Here is a 14,296-nt window from a genome sequence, read left to right as displayed (position 1 = left end):
TTGGCTTAGTGTCTGCTATATGGGGATGGATTTTACGGATTCAAGTTTAAATTTAACTGCCGACTGCAGGCTTCGATTAAAGGCACGAATTGGCCATACGGCATGCGCCTCGGGCCCAGCAGCGCGATAAAACGATGCGGACTGGCCTGATAGCGCTGCACGATAAGACTGACACTGGCAAGCTCGGCAAAGCCGGTCTCTTTGCCCAGCACCAGCTTGACATGGCCATCGCTACTGAGGGTTTGCAAAAAGCGCACCAGACCAGTCGGGTTTTCCAGCATGGAAAATACCTGCTGCAGCGCCGGATTGCGCTGATACTCCGGCGAGAGCAGCAACTGATGCTGGCCATAGATCAGCGGCTGATGCTGCTGCATTTCATCCAGGCCCAATTGACCCAGCACCCGGCTGACCAGTTGCTGCAAGGTCCCCTGCTCGCGTTGCGCCATAACTTCCAGCCGTGACATGCCTTCCTGCCACTGCACACCGGACAAAGCGGCATTCAGCAAGCACAGGCCCTGGCTTAAGGTGGCGTTATCCACCTGAGCTTTGTGATGCAAGACCCGGTGCAAAATATCGCCATCCTCATCGATCACCACCAACAGCAGGCTATCGGCGGCCAGCCTCACTAAATCCACCTGGCGGATAATCCGCTCACCGGCCTTGGGTGGGCTGATAATGGCGACACAACCGGTTAAGTTGGTCAGCAACTGGCCGGCACGCTGGCACAGTAAAGACACCGGCAGCTCCAATGGCAACTGCTTTTGCACCTGCTGCAACCAGCGCATGGGGAGCGGCTGCAGCTGCAGCATCCGATTGAAAAACTCGCGAATGCCCTGGGTGGTGGGAATACGACCCGCTGAAGTATGAGGCGAGCGGATCAGACCGGATTGCTCCAGCTGCACCATGGTATTGCGCACTGTAGCAGGGCTGACATCCAGTCCTTCCTGAGCGGCGATAAACTTTGAGGACACTGGCTGACCATCGGTCAGGTACTGCTCTACAATCATTTTCAGAATGAGATCAGCGCGCTCAAGACGGGAATTCATAATCACTACCTGTTGTTCGTTCTGGCTTATCTGGGGGCAAATCTTTGAAAAACAAGCCAAGGGTTCTCAAGCAACGGCTCTTGTCCGCTGCATCATTCCGGGTATACTGACAGCATCCATTGCCGATCACCAGCTACCTTATGTCATCCGCATTTCAAACCATTGGCCTGATAGGAAAACCCAATCACGAAGGTGCCAACCAGACGCTGGTTGCCCTCTACCGCTTTTTGCTTGCCCGGGGCCTGACAGTCTATCTGGAACAAAAAGTTGCCCGCACTCTGGCGCTTGATGAAGCCAGTACGCTGGATCTGGCCGATATTGGCAAGCACTGCGACCTGGCGATCGTAGTAGGTGGCGATGGCAATATGCTGGGCGCCGCCAGGGTGCTGGCCCGTTCCGACATTGCCGTAATTGGTGTGAACCGGGGCAATCTCGGCTTTTTAACCGATCTTTCGCCCGAAGGCTTCGAACAACCATTAACCGAAGTGCTGGCGGGCAACTACCAGACCGAGCTGCGCAATCTGCTGGAAATTTCTGTCTACCGGGATGGCAGCATCAAAAGCAGCAACAGCGCCGTCAATGAAGCCGTGTTGCACGCCGATAAAGTCGCGCACATGATTGAGTTTGAGGCGTACATTAACCAGCAGTTTGTCTTTAGTCAGCGCTCCGACGGCCTGATTGTCAGTACTCCAACCGGCTCTACCGCCTATTCGCTGTCGGGTGGCGGCCCCATTCTGACCCCCGACATGGATGCCATTTCACTGGTTCCCATGTTTCCCCATACCCTGAGCAGCCGACCTCTGGTGGTATCGGGTAGCAGCGAGATCCAGCTTAAGCTGGCAGACAGCAACGATGCTCACCTGCAAATCAGCTGCGACAGTCATGTGATCCTGGCGGTGATGCCAGGTGATGATATTTTCATCCGCAAACACCCCCGCCCGCTGCGCCTGATCCATCCACCGGGTTACAGCTACTACCACGTGCTGCGCAATAAGCTGGGTTGGGGCAGCCGCTTGTATTAGTGCAACTAGGGCAGAAAATAATCAGCAGGACACTTGCAAAAAGCCAGAATACTGTATAGATTTACACTGTCTAAATAAACAGTAAATTTAACCTGCTTGCGAGGTGCCCCATGCTGTCCCATCTTCACATCAGTAACTTTGCCATTGTCCGGGCGCTGGAGCTGGACTGGCAGCAGGGCATGACCAGCATCACTGGCGAAACCGGTGCCGGTAAATCGATTGCACTGGACGCCTTAGCACTCTGTCTTGGTGAGCGCGCCGAAGCCAGCATGGTCCGCCCCGGTGCCGACAAAGCCGATATCGTCGCTAGCTTTGATGTCAGTCAGTTGCCAGGGGCTCAGCACTGGCTGGAACAACAGGACTTGGCCATGGGTCAGGAATGCATTATTCGCCGGGTGATCAGCAGCGAAGGCCGCTCCCGCGGATACATCAATGGTGTGCAGGTACCGGCGCAGCAACTTAAATTATTGGGGCAACACCTGCTGAGCATTCATGGCCAACATGCTCACCAATTGCTGCTGAAAGCCGATTACCAGCGTCAACTATTAGATGCTTTCAGTCAGGACAATGCCCCATTACTGCAATGCAAGCAGCACTGGCAACACTGGCAGCAATTAAAGCGCGAACAGCAGCAGCTGGAGCATGCCCGGCAGCAGCGGGAAGCTCAGCAGCAATTGCTGGAATATCAGGTTGCGGAGCTGGACCAGTTTGCCCCCGGCGAGCAGGAGTTTAGCGAGCTGGAGTCAGAACACAGCCGGCTGAGCCATGGCCAGCAGTTGCTGTGCGACAGCCAACAGGCGCTGGCCCAGTTGTACGACAGCGATGATACCACCATTTATCAGGCGCTCAGCAGCACCTGCCAGCAACTGGAGCAACTCAGCGGGCTGGATGGCAGTTTGGCTCCGGTGCAGCAAATGCTGGCCGAAGCACTGGTTCAGGTTGAAGAAGCCAGCCGCGAACTTCGGCATTACAGCGAAAAACTGGAGCTGGATCCCGAACGACTGCAGCTGGTGGACGAGCGGATGGGCCAGTGGTTGCAATTGAGCCGCAAACACCAAATCAGCGAACACGAGCTGTACCAACAGCATCAGGAACTGAGTGCGCAATTGCAGGCATTAAGCCGCGACGATGCCCGGTTGGATGAGCTGGCCTTGCAACTGCAGCAAGCGGAGCAGGACTACCAACAAAGTGCCGCCAGGCTTACGGAGCAGCGCCAAAGTGCTGCCCGCGAGTTAAGCCGCCTTATCAGCCACAGCATGCATGAACTCAGCATGCACAATGGCCAGTTTGCCATTGAGGTAAGCTCACTGCCGCTGGAGAAAGGCAGCGGCCTTGGCGCCGACAAAATCGACTTTTTGGTCTGCACCAACCCGGGTCAGCCGCTGCAACCGCTGCATAAGGTGGCTTCCGGTGGCGAATTGTCCCGCATCAGTCTGGCGGTGCAGGTGATTCTGGCAGACCAAATCACCACCCCGACGCTGATTTTTGATGAAGTCGATGTGGGCATCAGTGGGCCGGTGGCCGCCGGGGTCGGTCGATTGCTGCGCCAGCTGGGTGAGCGCTGCCAGGTGATTTGTATCACCCACTTGCCGCAAGTGGCCAGTCAAGGTCATCAACAACTCTTTGTCGAAAAGTACACCGATGGCCAGGCCACCGAAACCCGCATTCGTAGTCTGAGCGATGAAGAGCGGGTCGGCGAAATTGCTCGTTTGCTGGCCGGAGAAAACATCAGTGCCAGCGCACTGGCCAATGCCCGTGAACTTTTATGTGCCCCTTAAGTCAGAGGCTGTACGCTATCGGCTGCTTCAGGTATGATAGCCATCATCACACGGGTTAAAAGATGAAACGTATGCATGTAGTTGTAAAAAGGCTGATGATTTTAGCCACCGTCGTAACTTTAACAGCTTGCAGCAGCTGGATTTATCGAATTGATATTCCTCAGGGCAATTATCTGGAACAACGGGACATCGATAAATTGCGGGTGCAGATGAGCAAAGAGCAGGTTCGCTTTGTGCTGGGCAATCCGGTTGCGCAGAACACTTTTGACGACAACATCTGGCACTATTATTACGGCATTCAGTACGGCAATGGCAATCATCTGGAGCGCTCTTTGGTGGTGCACTTTGATAATGGCCGCTTAAGCAAAGTCGAAGGTGATTTTGAGCTCTCTGATGAGTTCGACACCCCACTCGACAACTGAGTCAGACTTCCGTCTGACCTAGAAACCGGCGATAGCGCCGGTTTCTTTTTAGGTATTAAGCAGGCGTGCTAACTGGCGTCACTTTCAGTGCTGGCAGTGCTGTCAGTGCTGCTTTTGCGAGGCCGCCCTCCGGTGACCTGATTGGCCCGGCCTTCCTGCTTGGCTTTTTCTGCCCTTTTCCGGCGCAACTCTTTCGGATCGGCGATTAAAGGCCGGTACAGCTCAATTCTGTCGCCTGCTTTTAATGGGTCGCGCAATTTAACCGCCCGGCTCCAGATACCCACTTTTTGGCTCGTTAAATCCAACTCAGGGTACAGCTCCAAAATGCCGGACAATCGGATGCCCTGCTCCACAGTGGCGTCGCTTGGTACCGTCACCGTTAACAAGGATTGTTTTTCCGGCAGTGCATAGACCACCTCAATGGTGATGCCATCAGACATTAGGGGCTCCGTAAATTTGCCGTGCCCGCTCGGTAAAGGCATTGACCATGGCTGCGGTCAGCTCTTTGAAGATTTTACCAAAGGCCAGTTCCACCAAGCGACTGCTAAATTCAAACTCCAGTTTCAGTTCCACTTTGCAGGCATTGCTTTGCAGCTCGGTAAAAGTCCAGCCGCCTTGCAGTTTTTTAAAAGGCCCATTCACCAGGGTCATGCCGATCCGATGCGGTGCTTGCAACTCGTTCAAGGTAGTAAAGGACTTCCCTAAACCAGCCTTCCCCAGCTCAAGCTCTGCTTCCATCTCTGCCTCGCTTTGCCGTAAAATACGCGCAGCTTTGCAGCCGGGCAGAAACTCCGGATAACGGCTGACATCATTGACCAGCTCAAACATCTGCTGTGCACTGAAAAACACTAGGGCACTGCGCTCTATCTGTGGCATAGGCACTCCTCGTACAACAAGGGGCAGATTGTAACAGAAAAGTTCGGCCCAACAAGGCCAGGACCGTAGCAATGAAACCCACGGATGCCGTATACTAGACCGCTATGACAAAAAAGAAACCGAAAACTCAAAGCAGTACCATCGCGCTGAATAAAAAAGCCCGCCATGAATATTTCCTAGAAGATAAATTCGAGGCCGGCATCAGTTTGCAAGGATGGGAAGTCAAAAGCATTCGCCAGGGCAAAGTCAACCTGTCGGATTCCTATGTCATTATCAAACAAGGTGAAGCCTACTTGTTCGGCGCCCAGATTCAGCCACTGAACAGTGCTTCCAGCCATGTCATCTGCGATCCGGAGCGCAGCCGCAAGCTCCTGCTAAAAAAACGCGAGCTGGCCAAGCTGATTGGTTTGACCGAGCGGGACGGATATACCTTGGTCGCGACCGCCATGTATTGGAAAGCCTGTTGGGTCAAAGTCGAATTCCATCTGGCTAAAGGCAAGAAGCACTTTGATAAACGCTCCGACTTAAAAGACAAAGACTGGGCGCGGGAAAAAGAGCGGATGATGAAGCATACCCACCGCTAATTTCGCCCGGGTCTTGAAACTTTCACCGCAAGCCCCCATCTAACCATTAACGGGCTGAGATTAGCCCGGAATATACCGGCAGTAACTCTTGTACAGCTCGCGACAAGCCCGTACAATGCCGGATACACGCTGAGTGGGCGTAATCACTACCGAATTCGGGGCTGATTCTGGATTCGACGGGATTCACGAACTCTTAGGTGCATGCCGAGGTGCGGTAGGCCTCGTAAAAAAACCGCAAACCAATAGTCGCAAACGACGAAAACTACGCAATCGCTGCCTAATAAGCAGTAGATAGCTCTCCCGCTCTTGCATGCCTGTAAGCAGAGGTAACGGGGGATCACCCTAAACAGGATCGCGTGGCGGCTTCGCCTGGAGCCAAGACGTTAAAACCAATCAGGCTCGCCCGACGATAGCCTGCCATTCGGCGCTCATAGGGTTAACTAAATGAATTGGCTAAGCATGTAGTACCGAGGATGTAGGTTTTTCGGACGGGGGTTCAACTCCCCCCAGCTCCACCAAACCAGAAGGCCAGCTCAATTGAGCTGGCTTTTTTTATGGGGCATTCATCTAGTAAGCCACTAAGCCCTTGTTTTGACAGAACTTCCCTAATTCGAAGCTTTGATTGAAGCTCTCTCCCGAACCCACAACTAACAAAGATTGGCAATCTTTGTTAGTTGTGCTAGTTTTTTAGAGTAACTTCTGTACCTTTTTAGAGGCCTTTATGCATATCTCACTGACACCAGAACTGGAATCACGCGTTAAGGCAAAGGTTGAAAGTGGCATGTACAATAATGCCAGTGAAGTCATTAGGGAAGCTCTGCGCTTTATGGACATTCATGAGGACTGGATCCACCAAGTTAAGTTAGCGCAATTACGTCAGCAACTTGAAGTGGGCACCGAACAACTTGCACGAGGCGAAGGAATTGCCGTTGAATCCAAAGTGATACTTGATGCCTTGTTTGATGACATTAAAAGCTGATTCTGATGATCACCCATCAGCTGGTTATTGCCCCAGCAGCAAAAGATGATCTGAAAGACATTTACCAATATGGTCTTTCTCGCTAGGGACAGCTTCAATCCGACAATTATCTGGAAAATCTTAAAAGTCAGCTGTGGTTGTTAACCGAACAGCCGCTCTTAGGTGTTGAGCGACCAGAGTTATTCCCCGGCATCAGAAGCCTGCCAATCGAAAGTCATATCTTGTTTTACTCTGTGAATGGCAACACGGTTGAGGTCATTCGTGTATTGCATGGCCGTCAAGACCCTAAAAGGCAACTGAAGTAAATCAAAGTTACTTCAGCCACTAAGATACTTTCATTGAGTGAACTAAGGCGTCATTTAAATCATTTAAGCCTTACTCACAATCGTTTGGCCAATAGGCGCAACGGTTAATGCGGCCAGCTTCAGGTGTTGCAGACCAAATGGAATGCCGATGATGGTGATAAAGCAAACCAGAGCATGAAACAGATGCCCTATCGCCAGCCAAATACCGATAAAAATAAACCAGATGATGTTGCCCAAGCTGCCTAAAGCGCCGGTGCCAATGTCTTCTGCCCGGTTGATGTACCGCCGGTTGATGCTTTCTTTGCCAAAAGGCCAGAACGCCATTTGGCCAATCACAAAGCAGGAGCGTCCAAACGGAATACCGATGATGCTGATAAAGCAAATCAAACCAGCCAGCCACCAGGCCAGGCCCATCACGAAACCACCCAGCACAAACCACAGCACATTAAAAATGAAGCGAAACAATCCCATTGTTCTATCCTTGATATTTATCATTCAAGCTTGGAGACTGCAGCAAGCATGCCATTTCTATCAGCGCTTATACATCAGCAAGTTATAGCACTTAGCTAGCTTAGGTGGTGTTGTTAAACACCACAAGCTGGTGTTTTTCACCAACACTCGTCGCTTTCCCAGCCAATCACTTTCACACAGCGCTGCTCAGCGGCTCGACCCGACCGGTTAAATGGCAAAGGGTGCCATCGGCCGATAGCAGCGCAAAATCAAGCCCCTCGCAAGCTGGCTGCCAATGACACTGGATCTGAGCCGGCAGCAAAATAGGCTTGGCAAAGCGCACCGCCACCCGATAGGGCGAATCCGGCAACACACCTTGAGCAGCCAGCTCGCTCAAACAGCGGGCCTTGCTCCACATCCCATGCGCAATGTTGCTTTTAAAGCCAAACAAACGGGCACACCAGGGGTGCAGATGAATGGGGTTCAGATCACCGGAAAGCCAACCGTAACGCCAACCCAAACGGCGTGGCAAAGCCCACTGGGCGCTTTGATTTGCATAGCCTGCGAAAGAATCGCCCTGCCGCTGCTGGTTGTGCGCCCCAGCCTTGCGTTGACGTTGCAAATAGACAGCCCTGCTGCGCCAGACCAGCGCATCGCCCTGCTTTGCTTCGGTCACCAGCGCAACGGTTTGCCCTTTCTCTTGCGGCTGCACCGGCTCACTGACACAACGAAAAGCTACAGCACTCCCCGCAACCAGTTCACCAAAACAGCTAATCTCATTTTCAAGATGCACCAGCCCCATGGCCGCCAGCGGGAAAGCAGGTGCAGTAAGCACAGCAAGCTGCATGGGAAATGACACTACCTGCAGCCAAGTTGGTAACTGAGTACGGCTTAATGCACCACAGAGGGAAAGGTAGTCAGGCAGCTGGTATTGCCACTGCTGACAATCCCACTGAGCCTGAATCGAGCCACTGCCGTTGTGATTTCGCCCTGCAAGTGCCAACAGGTAACATCGAGCCAAGCCCGGTAATGGGGAAGGAAGAAATGTACTGGTCATGCCTTAGGTTGTATAGGAGACGGCTTTGTCCTACCATGGTTGCGGAAAACCATGGCCAGTTCAAGCTTTTATCTGCTGCTCTGGTATCGAGCCTTTTAGGATCTGAGTAACAAGAACGAGCGATTATGAACAATCAGGCCGCGCATCCAAGACGCAACTTCAAGATCCGACAATACATAGCCTCAAAGAACATAGCCCGCCTGACGCTTGATTTTATTTTAATCAATGCCGTCTTAGCCATCCTGCTAGCATCCATCTTGGTGCTAATTACCCGGGATTATCATCTGGGGCTGGATTACATTTATCATATGTACACCGAGCTTTTCGGCAAAGAGCCTCGCTGGACATTGCCAGACGATAAATTTTTGTACCAAAATATCCGCGCTTTTCTGGCGACAATATCCTTGCTGTCCCCCTCGTTATTTTTAGGTATGATCATCTATAAGTTCTTCGTACTCCGACGAGACAACCTGGTATTCCGCCGTTACTGCGATTTAGGTATGGATGGTTCAGAGCAGTATCTGAATATTCACTTTTACATTTCGTCTTCACTGAAACTGCACAATGTGAAATTTCATGCTTTTATTCGAACCTATGAAAAAGCGCTGGAGAATGCGCCTACCGAGCATTATCCCATGAATACCTTTCCACTGGAGTTGCGCCAGGACTCATTTTTCCCACTGCCATTTAACTATGTACCCAGCCGTTTTCGGATCCCATTATTTAACTCGAAAAGTTTGGATGTGCCCTGTGCCAACCCGCAGTTGGAACTGCATGATGATGGTACCATGACAGTGCACACCTACGAGCGCCAAATCAAACTGAACCCCAAGTCAGGGGATTTTTGCCAGATTTATGTGGTAGGCCGTGGCGAAGTACCGGACTTGCAATCGAAGTTTAGCGAAATCGGCTGTTATCAAATTCCCGCCGATATTCGTTTTGAACCCTTACCCGAAATGAAAACAGCATACGATGCCCGCCGAAAACACTTTACCGTGAAGAACTGGCAGGACTTTTAGCGCGCTAGCCGAGCCAGCAATGCGGGGGCATGCTCAAGCAATAGCGAGCTAACGGCATGCTGCTCCGCGTCGTACAACGGCTCAAGGTTATGCTGAGCCAGCAGCTGGCTAAAATCCTGACTCGACTCAGCGTCTTGACCAAGCCTCTGAATCAACGTCTTGAATACTGCTTGTTGCTCTGGATCCAACGCATTGCAATCCACCCAATGCTGAGAATAATACTGTGGGTAATACAACTGAAAGATGCGATACAGCTGCTCGAGATCCTGAACAGGATCGGCCGCAGCATCAACCCGTAAGTCCAGCCAGGTATCAGAGCTACCAAGGTAACCTGCGCCGACTCGCTTGATTAACATAGCAGCCGCCAACTTACCTCGCTTGTCTCCACCAGCCTGTTGCCCTGCCCGCAAAGCGCTAAGCATAGCAGCCGCCAGATCCAGCCCATCCGATTTGGCCTGCTGATAAGCCAGTGCCATTGCATCAACGGTTCCAGCTTTCAGCATATTGCCTAAGCAAAACATACCAGGAGCCTGGTAGCTTTCCACCTCGGGAGTGCAATCCGAGCCGCTGTAAAGCACCGCCTCACCTGCGGTTGTCATCAACCCAAACTGACGCTGATTGGCCAACTTATCGGCTTCCAGATACTTTTCTTGTGCTTTACTCAACGAGTGGCTGCTGGCCAGAACGTCCAGCGCCGCAGCCGCAGCCGCAGGATTGGCGAAGGATTGTGATACCAGCAAACCACAGTCACTTTTTATCCATGGAACCAGGGAGCCGACAGCTAAGAAGTTGGAGGCTGTGGCGATGGCAAGCGATTGGCTCTCAGGTTCAGTAACAGCAATGGTATAAGTTGCAATCATGATACCTCCCAGAGATGGCGATAACGGCACCCTAACAGGATGATGCAGGCAGGTAAAGAACTCCAGTTTGCTTTAGCTGCACTTTAGCATCCGTTATTTCGCTCTTGGGCTACACTTGATGCCTGTAGAATAATGAAGGAAAACCCATGCGCCTTTTACTCGCTATAGTTCTGCTCATACTACTTTCCCCCAAAGCCCTGGCGGATCGCTTTGCCGATGTGCAGGTTGACGCAACCGAGCTGGCACCGGGCCTTTACATGCTGACCGGTGCTGGCGGCAATATGGCCGCTCTGACTGGCAAGGATGGCATCTTGCTGGTGGATGCCCAGTTTGCCGAAATGGCTGGCAAGATTGAAGCCCGGCTGAATGAGCTGGCCGAAGGGCAAGCGCTGCAAGTGCTGGTCAATACCCACTTTCATGGCGATCACGTCGGTGGCAATGCCAAATTGGCCGCAGACAGCCGAATTATCGCTCACGACAATGTCCGTAAGCGTCTGCAAGCCGATAGCAATTTCCCGGCAGAGGGGCTGCCCAACCTGACCTTTAACGACCAACTGAGCTTGCATATGAACGGCCACCACATCGTGCTGACCGCCATGCAGCCCAGCCACACCGATGGCGACACCATCGTCTGGTTTCACGATGCCAAGGTGGTGCATATGGGCGATCTGATGTTTGAAGGCCGCTTCCCTTTTGTCGATACCAATGCCGGCGGTAACTTTCAGGCGTACAAGGCCGTGACCCGCTTGGTGATTGAGCGCATTGATGATGATTTTCAGGTGATCCCAGGCCATGGCGCGCTCACCAACAGGGCAGGACTGAAGCGTGAGTTGCAGATGATGGAAGCCACCTTTGCCAAGGTCAAACAGTACCAAGCCGAAGGGCTATCACTCGATGCCATGTTAGAGCGCGGTCTGGGCGAGGAATGGCAAGCCTGGCACTGGAGCTTTATTACTGAAGAGCGCTGGATCCGTACTTTGTATCAGGCGCTGCAGGATTAAAGCAGCGCCCTGAAACCAAGGCTGTAATCGGGCTGGCTTATCAGGCTAGCCCGGACGGTACTGACGCTTTGGCCGCTCGATGCGCGGTTGGTGGCCCCGCTTCTTGATGCCAGCTCCTGCTCCTTGCGAGGCCTCTTCGGTTTTTACCGAATCTTTTAACAAATCGCTGAGCAAGGCAAACTCGGCCGGGGTGACTTCACGCCACTGGCCGGGTTTTAAATCGGCCAACTGAATGCTCATAATGCGAATGCGCTTTAACCGGGTGACTTCAAAGCCAAGATAGGCCGTCATCCGGCGGATTTGCCGGTTGAGCCCTTGAGTCAGGATAATGGAAAACCGATCCGGCCCAATTTGCGTGACCTTGCATGGCTTGGTGACCGTGCCAAGGATCGGCACGCCAGCCGCCATCCGCTGACAAAACTGACGGTTAATCGGTTTATCCACACTGACCAGGTACTCTTTCTCGTGCGCATTGCCCGCCCGCAGGATCTTATTGACGATGTCACCATCGTTGGTCAATAAAATCAGCCCGGATGAGGGTTTATCCAGCCGCCCTATCGGGAAAATCCGCTCCGAATAGCCCACCGCATCGACAATATTGCCTTTCACGGCCGTGTCGGTGGTGCAGACCACCCCCACCGGTTTGTGGTACACCAGATAAACGGCTTTGGGCTTAGCTTTAAGCGGCTTGCCCGCCACCGTAATGTTGTCAGCATCGCTAACTTTCATGCCAGTCTCAGCTGGCATGCCATTGACTCGAACCTGCCCCTGCTCAATCAGCCTGTCGGCTTCACGGCGCGAGCAAATACCGGTCTCGCTGATGTATTTATTCAGCCGGATGGCATTCTGATCGCTCAAGGCTGTAACTCCGGCAGGTAGCGAAAACGCCCATAGCCTTCATCATCCAGGCCAAGGAAGCGCACCCTGGGGTGCTGCTCTGCTTTGGTTTGCGCTGCATCCAGCCCGCTGCTGCGGAATTCAACCCGAGCAGCCGATGGCAACTGCAACTGCCAGTTTTGCTCAAAACGTACCGGGATGGCGTCTGGATGCGCTGCAGCCTGCTCGCGGGTATAGGCAGCGATGATCTGCCGTACTTCCATTTGGCCGCTGTAATGCAACGGGGCTGAACCTGCGTGCGGGAAGAAACCACCGCCACTGACCCGGTAATTGTTGGTCGCCAGCAAAAAACGCTGCTCAGGCTGTACCGGCTGCCCCTGATAACGCAGATCAACTATGCGGTGGCTGTCGCTGACCTGCTCCCCCTGGCCATTAAAGCGGGCTGGCTGACTCAGGTCGATGCGGTAACTGACCTCATTCATCATGTCGAAGTTGTAACTGGGGATCCGTGGTGCCAGCAGTTGCTGCCAGTTGTCCTGGTCTGCTTCAATGGTATTGAAGGTGCGGGCCGACATTTCCAGCCAGTCCCTTAACTGAGCGCCGGTTAACTCAATCACCCGCAAGGTATTGGGGTAAATGTACAGATCCGCAATGTTACCAAGCGTCAAAGGTCCTGCCGCCAAATGGGTGTAATCCTCTGGCCCGCCAAAACCACTGCGAAAAGGTGCAGCGGCACTGATCACCGGCAAGTCTGGCAGCTCGCCGTTTTGTTGCAATTGCCGCGCGTACCAGCTCTGCGCCTGATTGACCCAGGCTACGGCACTGTTGGGCGCCACCCGGGCAAAAAAGTTTTCAATGGCGCCATCGGTGGTGCCAAGCGCCTGATTGAGCATGGCCAGCGTCTGCTGCTGCTCTTCCTGCAACAAAGCCACCATCAACTCATCACGCTGTGGGCCAACCGGACGCAGCTCAGCATGGTTTGCCACCACTTGCCATTGCCCCTCGCTGCGCTGCAAGGTTAGATCGATCAGCCCCAAATGATTGCCATACTGACCTCCCATCACCGCAGGCACCCCGTGGATCAGGCCTCGCTCTGCGTCAACACCGGCAATGTCCTGGTAGTCCGGGCCTGGCAGCAAGCGGTGCTGATGCCCGAGCAGTATGGCATCCACGCCTTCGACCTGCGCCAGATAAAGAGCCGCTTGCTCGGCGCCTTCCGGGTAGTCGCCGTAATCACGAATACCGGTATGGGCAATCACCACCACCAGTTCGGCTCCTTTAGCCCGCATTTTTGGCACAAAGTGTCGAGCGGCGGCCACCATATCGCGCGCCTGCACCTGGCCTTTCAGATGGTCTCTGTCCCAGCGCATAATCGCCGGCGGTACCAGCCCTAAAACGCCCACCTTCAGGTCGTACCGCTGCAAATCATCGGCTACAAAACTGTGGGTCTGAATCACATAGGGGGTAAAGCGTGTGGCCTGCCAATCATCGTCTGCTGCATCGGGCTGCATCACATTGGCGGATAAAAACGGGAAGGTGGCACCGGCAATGGTGGCATCCAAATACGCCAGGCCATAATTGAATTCATGATTTCCAAGAGCAGCGGCATTGTAGCCCAGATAGTTCATTGCCCGGATCACCGGGTGACTTTGCCCCTCGAGATACTCCAACCCCTGAGCATGCGCCCAGTCACCCAGGGCACTGCCCTGAATGGTATCGCCATTGTCAAACAGCAGGCTATTTGGCTGTTCCAGCCGAGCCTGATGCACCAAAGCGGCGGTGTGAGCCAGGCCAAAACGATCGGTGTCTTGCTGCTGAAAGTAGTCGTATCCCAGCATGTAAGCATGCAAGTCATTGGTTTGCATAATCCGCAGCTCCAGCTGCACCTCCCGCTCAGGGGTGCCTGCTGGGCTACAGCCCATCAAGCCAGCAACAAGGCCAGCCAAAGCCAGGGTAAAGAAGGCATTTTTTTTCATAAGGCTCTCGGTCGTCCACTATCAAAATCGTGCCATTGTATCACTTTTTGCATGACATTTTGACGCATTCAACCGGGCTGCATC

At 53.2% G+C, this 14,296-nt stretch carries 14 protein-coding genes, 1 other RNA gene and 2 pseudogenes; 9 read left to right on the top strand and 8 right to left on the bottom strand.

From position 1 onward, the window contains the following. Window positions 1-32: 32 nt before the first annotated feature. Window positions 33-1,046: a heat-inducible transcriptional repressor HrcA gene (gene hrcA, locus Q3O59_RS12270; RefSeq protein ID WP_305945853.1), complete on the bottom strand. Its 1,014-nt coding sequence runs from the start codon at window positions 1,044-1,046 to the stop codon at window positions 33-35. Window positions 1,047-1,186: 140 nt separating this feature from the next. Here hrcA and nadK point away from each other — a divergent pair, with 140 nt between their 5' ends. The 3 genes from nadK (at window position 1,187) to Q3O59_RS12255 (ending at window position 4,268) form a co-directional block, all read left to right on the top strand. Continuing rightward, window positions 1,187-2,068, top strand: a complete 882-nt coding sequence (nadK, locus tag Q3O59_RS12265; protein WP_305945852.1) for an NAD(+) kinase — start codon at window positions 1,187-1,189, stop codon at window positions 2,066-2,068. A 110-nt stretch (window positions 2,069-2,178) separates the two neighbouring features. Continuing rightward, on the top strand, window positions 2,179-3,846 hold the full coding sequence (gene recN, locus Q3O59_RS12260) for a DNA repair protein RecN (RefSeq protein ID WP_305945851.1): 1,668 nt from the start codon (window positions 2,179-2,181) through the stop codon (window positions 3,844-3,846). A 62-nt stretch (window positions 3,847-3,908) separates the two neighbouring features. Continuing rightward, window positions 3,909-4,268 carry an outer membrane protein assembly factor BamE gene (locus tag Q3O59_RS12255; RefSeq protein ID WP_305945850.1) on the top strand — a complete coding sequence of 120 codons (360 nt, stop codon included), beginning with the start codon at window positions 3,909-3,911 and terminating at the stop codon, window positions 4,266-4,268. A 68-nt stretch (window positions 4,269-4,336) separates the two neighbouring features. Here the strand turns inward: Q3O59_RS12255 and Q3O59_RS12250 are convergent, their stop codons facing one another. Both Q3O59_RS12250 and Q3O59_RS12245 read right to left on the bottom strand, forming a co-directional pair. Further along, the gene (locus Q3O59_RS12250; protein WP_305945849.1) at window positions 4,337-4,708 is read right to left on the bottom strand and encodes an RnfH family protein; all 372 of its coding nucleotides are present in this window, start codon (window positions 4,706-4,708) and stop codon (window positions 4,337-4,339) included. Then, window positions 4,701-5,144, bottom strand: coding sequence for a type II toxin-antitoxin system RatA family toxin (locus Q3O59_RS12245; protein ID WP_305945848.1), 444 nt, complete (start codon window positions 5,142-5,144; stop codon window positions 4,701-4,703). Before Q3O59_RS12245 ends, Q3O59_RS12250 begins: the two co-directional genes overlap by 8 nt. 104 nt (window positions 5,145-5,248) lie before the next feature. Between Q3O59_RS12245 and smpB the strand changes: the two genes are divergently transcribed. From smpB to Q3O59_RS12225, 4 genes and pseudogenes are all read left to right on the top strand, one after another. Further along, complete coding sequence (gene smpB, locus Q3O59_RS12240) at window positions 5,249-5,728, top strand: SsrA-binding protein SmpB (RefSeq protein ID WP_305945847.1); 480 nt, start codon at window positions 5,249-5,251, stop codon at window positions 5,726-5,728. Between the two features lie 157 nt (window positions 5,729-5,885). Next, window positions 5,886-6,246: a transfer-messenger RNA gene (gene ssrA / locus Q3O59_RS12235) on the top strand. Between the two features lie 203 nt (window positions 6,247-6,449). After that, entirely contained in the window at window positions 6,450-6,707 is a 258-nt protein-coding gene (locus tag Q3O59_RS12230; protein WP_305945846.1) for a type II toxin-antitoxin system ParD family antitoxin, read from the top strand. Between the two features lie 101 nt (window positions 6,708-6,808). Continuing rightward, a pseudogene (locus Q3O59_RS12225) lies at window positions 6,809-7,012 on the top strand (type II toxin-antitoxin system RelE/ParE family toxin); the annotation flags it as partial. Between the two features lie 63 nt (window positions 7,013-7,075). On the opposite strand, the gene Q3O59_RS12220 reads toward Q3O59_RS12225, so the two are convergent. Beyond that, window positions 7,076-7,483, bottom strand: a complete 408-nt coding sequence (locus Q3O59_RS12220) for a YccF domain-containing protein (RefSeq protein WP_305945845.1) — start codon at window positions 7,481-7,483, stop codon at window positions 7,076-7,078. A gap of 172 nt (window positions 7,484-7,655) precedes the next feature. Further along, the gene (locus tag Q3O59_RS12215; protein WP_305945844.1) at window positions 7,656-8,519 is read right to left on the bottom strand and encodes a MaoC/PaaZ C-terminal domain-containing protein; all 864 of its coding nucleotides are present in this window, start codon (window positions 8,517-8,519) and stop codon (window positions 7,656-7,658) included. Between the two features lie 125 nt (window positions 8,520-8,644). Here Q3O59_RS12215 and Q3O59_RS12210 point away from each other — a divergent pair, with 125 nt between their 5' ends. After that, a complete protein-coding gene (locus Q3O59_RS12210; protein WP_305945843.1) occupies window positions 8,645-9,538 on the top strand; it encodes a hypothetical protein in 894 nt (297 codons plus the stop codon). Here the strand turns inward: Q3O59_RS12210 and Q3O59_RS12205 are convergent. Continuing rightward, complete coding sequence (locus Q3O59_RS12205; RefSeq protein ID WP_305945842.1) at window positions 9,535-10,398, bottom strand: DUF1028 domain-containing protein; 864 nt, start codon at window positions 10,396-10,398, stop codon at window positions 9,535-9,537. The genes Q3O59_RS12210 and Q3O59_RS12205 overlap by 4 nt on opposite strands. 146 nt (window positions 10,399-10,544) lie before the next feature. On the opposite strand from Q3O59_RS12205, the gene Q3O59_RS12200 reads away from it, so the two are divergent. Continuing rightward, window positions 10,545-11,399: an MBL fold metallo-hydrolase gene (locus tag Q3O59_RS12200; protein WP_305945841.1), complete on the top strand. Its 855-nt coding sequence runs from the start codon at window positions 10,545-10,547 to the stop codon at window positions 11,397-11,399. 63 nt (window positions 11,400-11,462) lie between these two features. Here the strand turns inward: Q3O59_RS12200 and rluF are convergent. Both rluF and Q3O59_RS12190 read right to left on the bottom strand, forming a co-directional pair. After that, window positions 11,463-12,257: pseudogene (rluF, locus tag Q3O59_RS12195) on the bottom strand (23S rRNA pseudouridine(2604) synthase RluF); the annotation flags it as partial. Then, complete coding sequence (locus Q3O59_RS12190) at window positions 12,254-14,212, bottom strand: bifunctional 2',3'-cyclic-nucleotide 2'-phosphodiesterase/3'-nucleotidase (protein ID WP_305945839.1); 1,959 nt, start codon at window positions 14,210-14,212, stop codon at window positions 12,254-12,256. The pseudogene rluF and the gene Q3O59_RS12190, both read right to left, overlap by 4 nt. Between the last annotated feature and the right edge of the window lie 84 nt (window positions 14,213-14,296).

This window comes from Alkalimonas delamerensis (genome assembly GCF_030717955.1).
Classification (GTDB): domain Bacteria; phylum Pseudomonadota; class Gammaproteobacteria; order Enterobacterales; family Alteromonadaceae; genus Alkalimonas; species Alkalimonas delamerensis.
The sequence above is the reverse complement of the archived record's forward strand: the minus strand, read 5'-3'. Positions and strand labels throughout refer to the sequence as shown.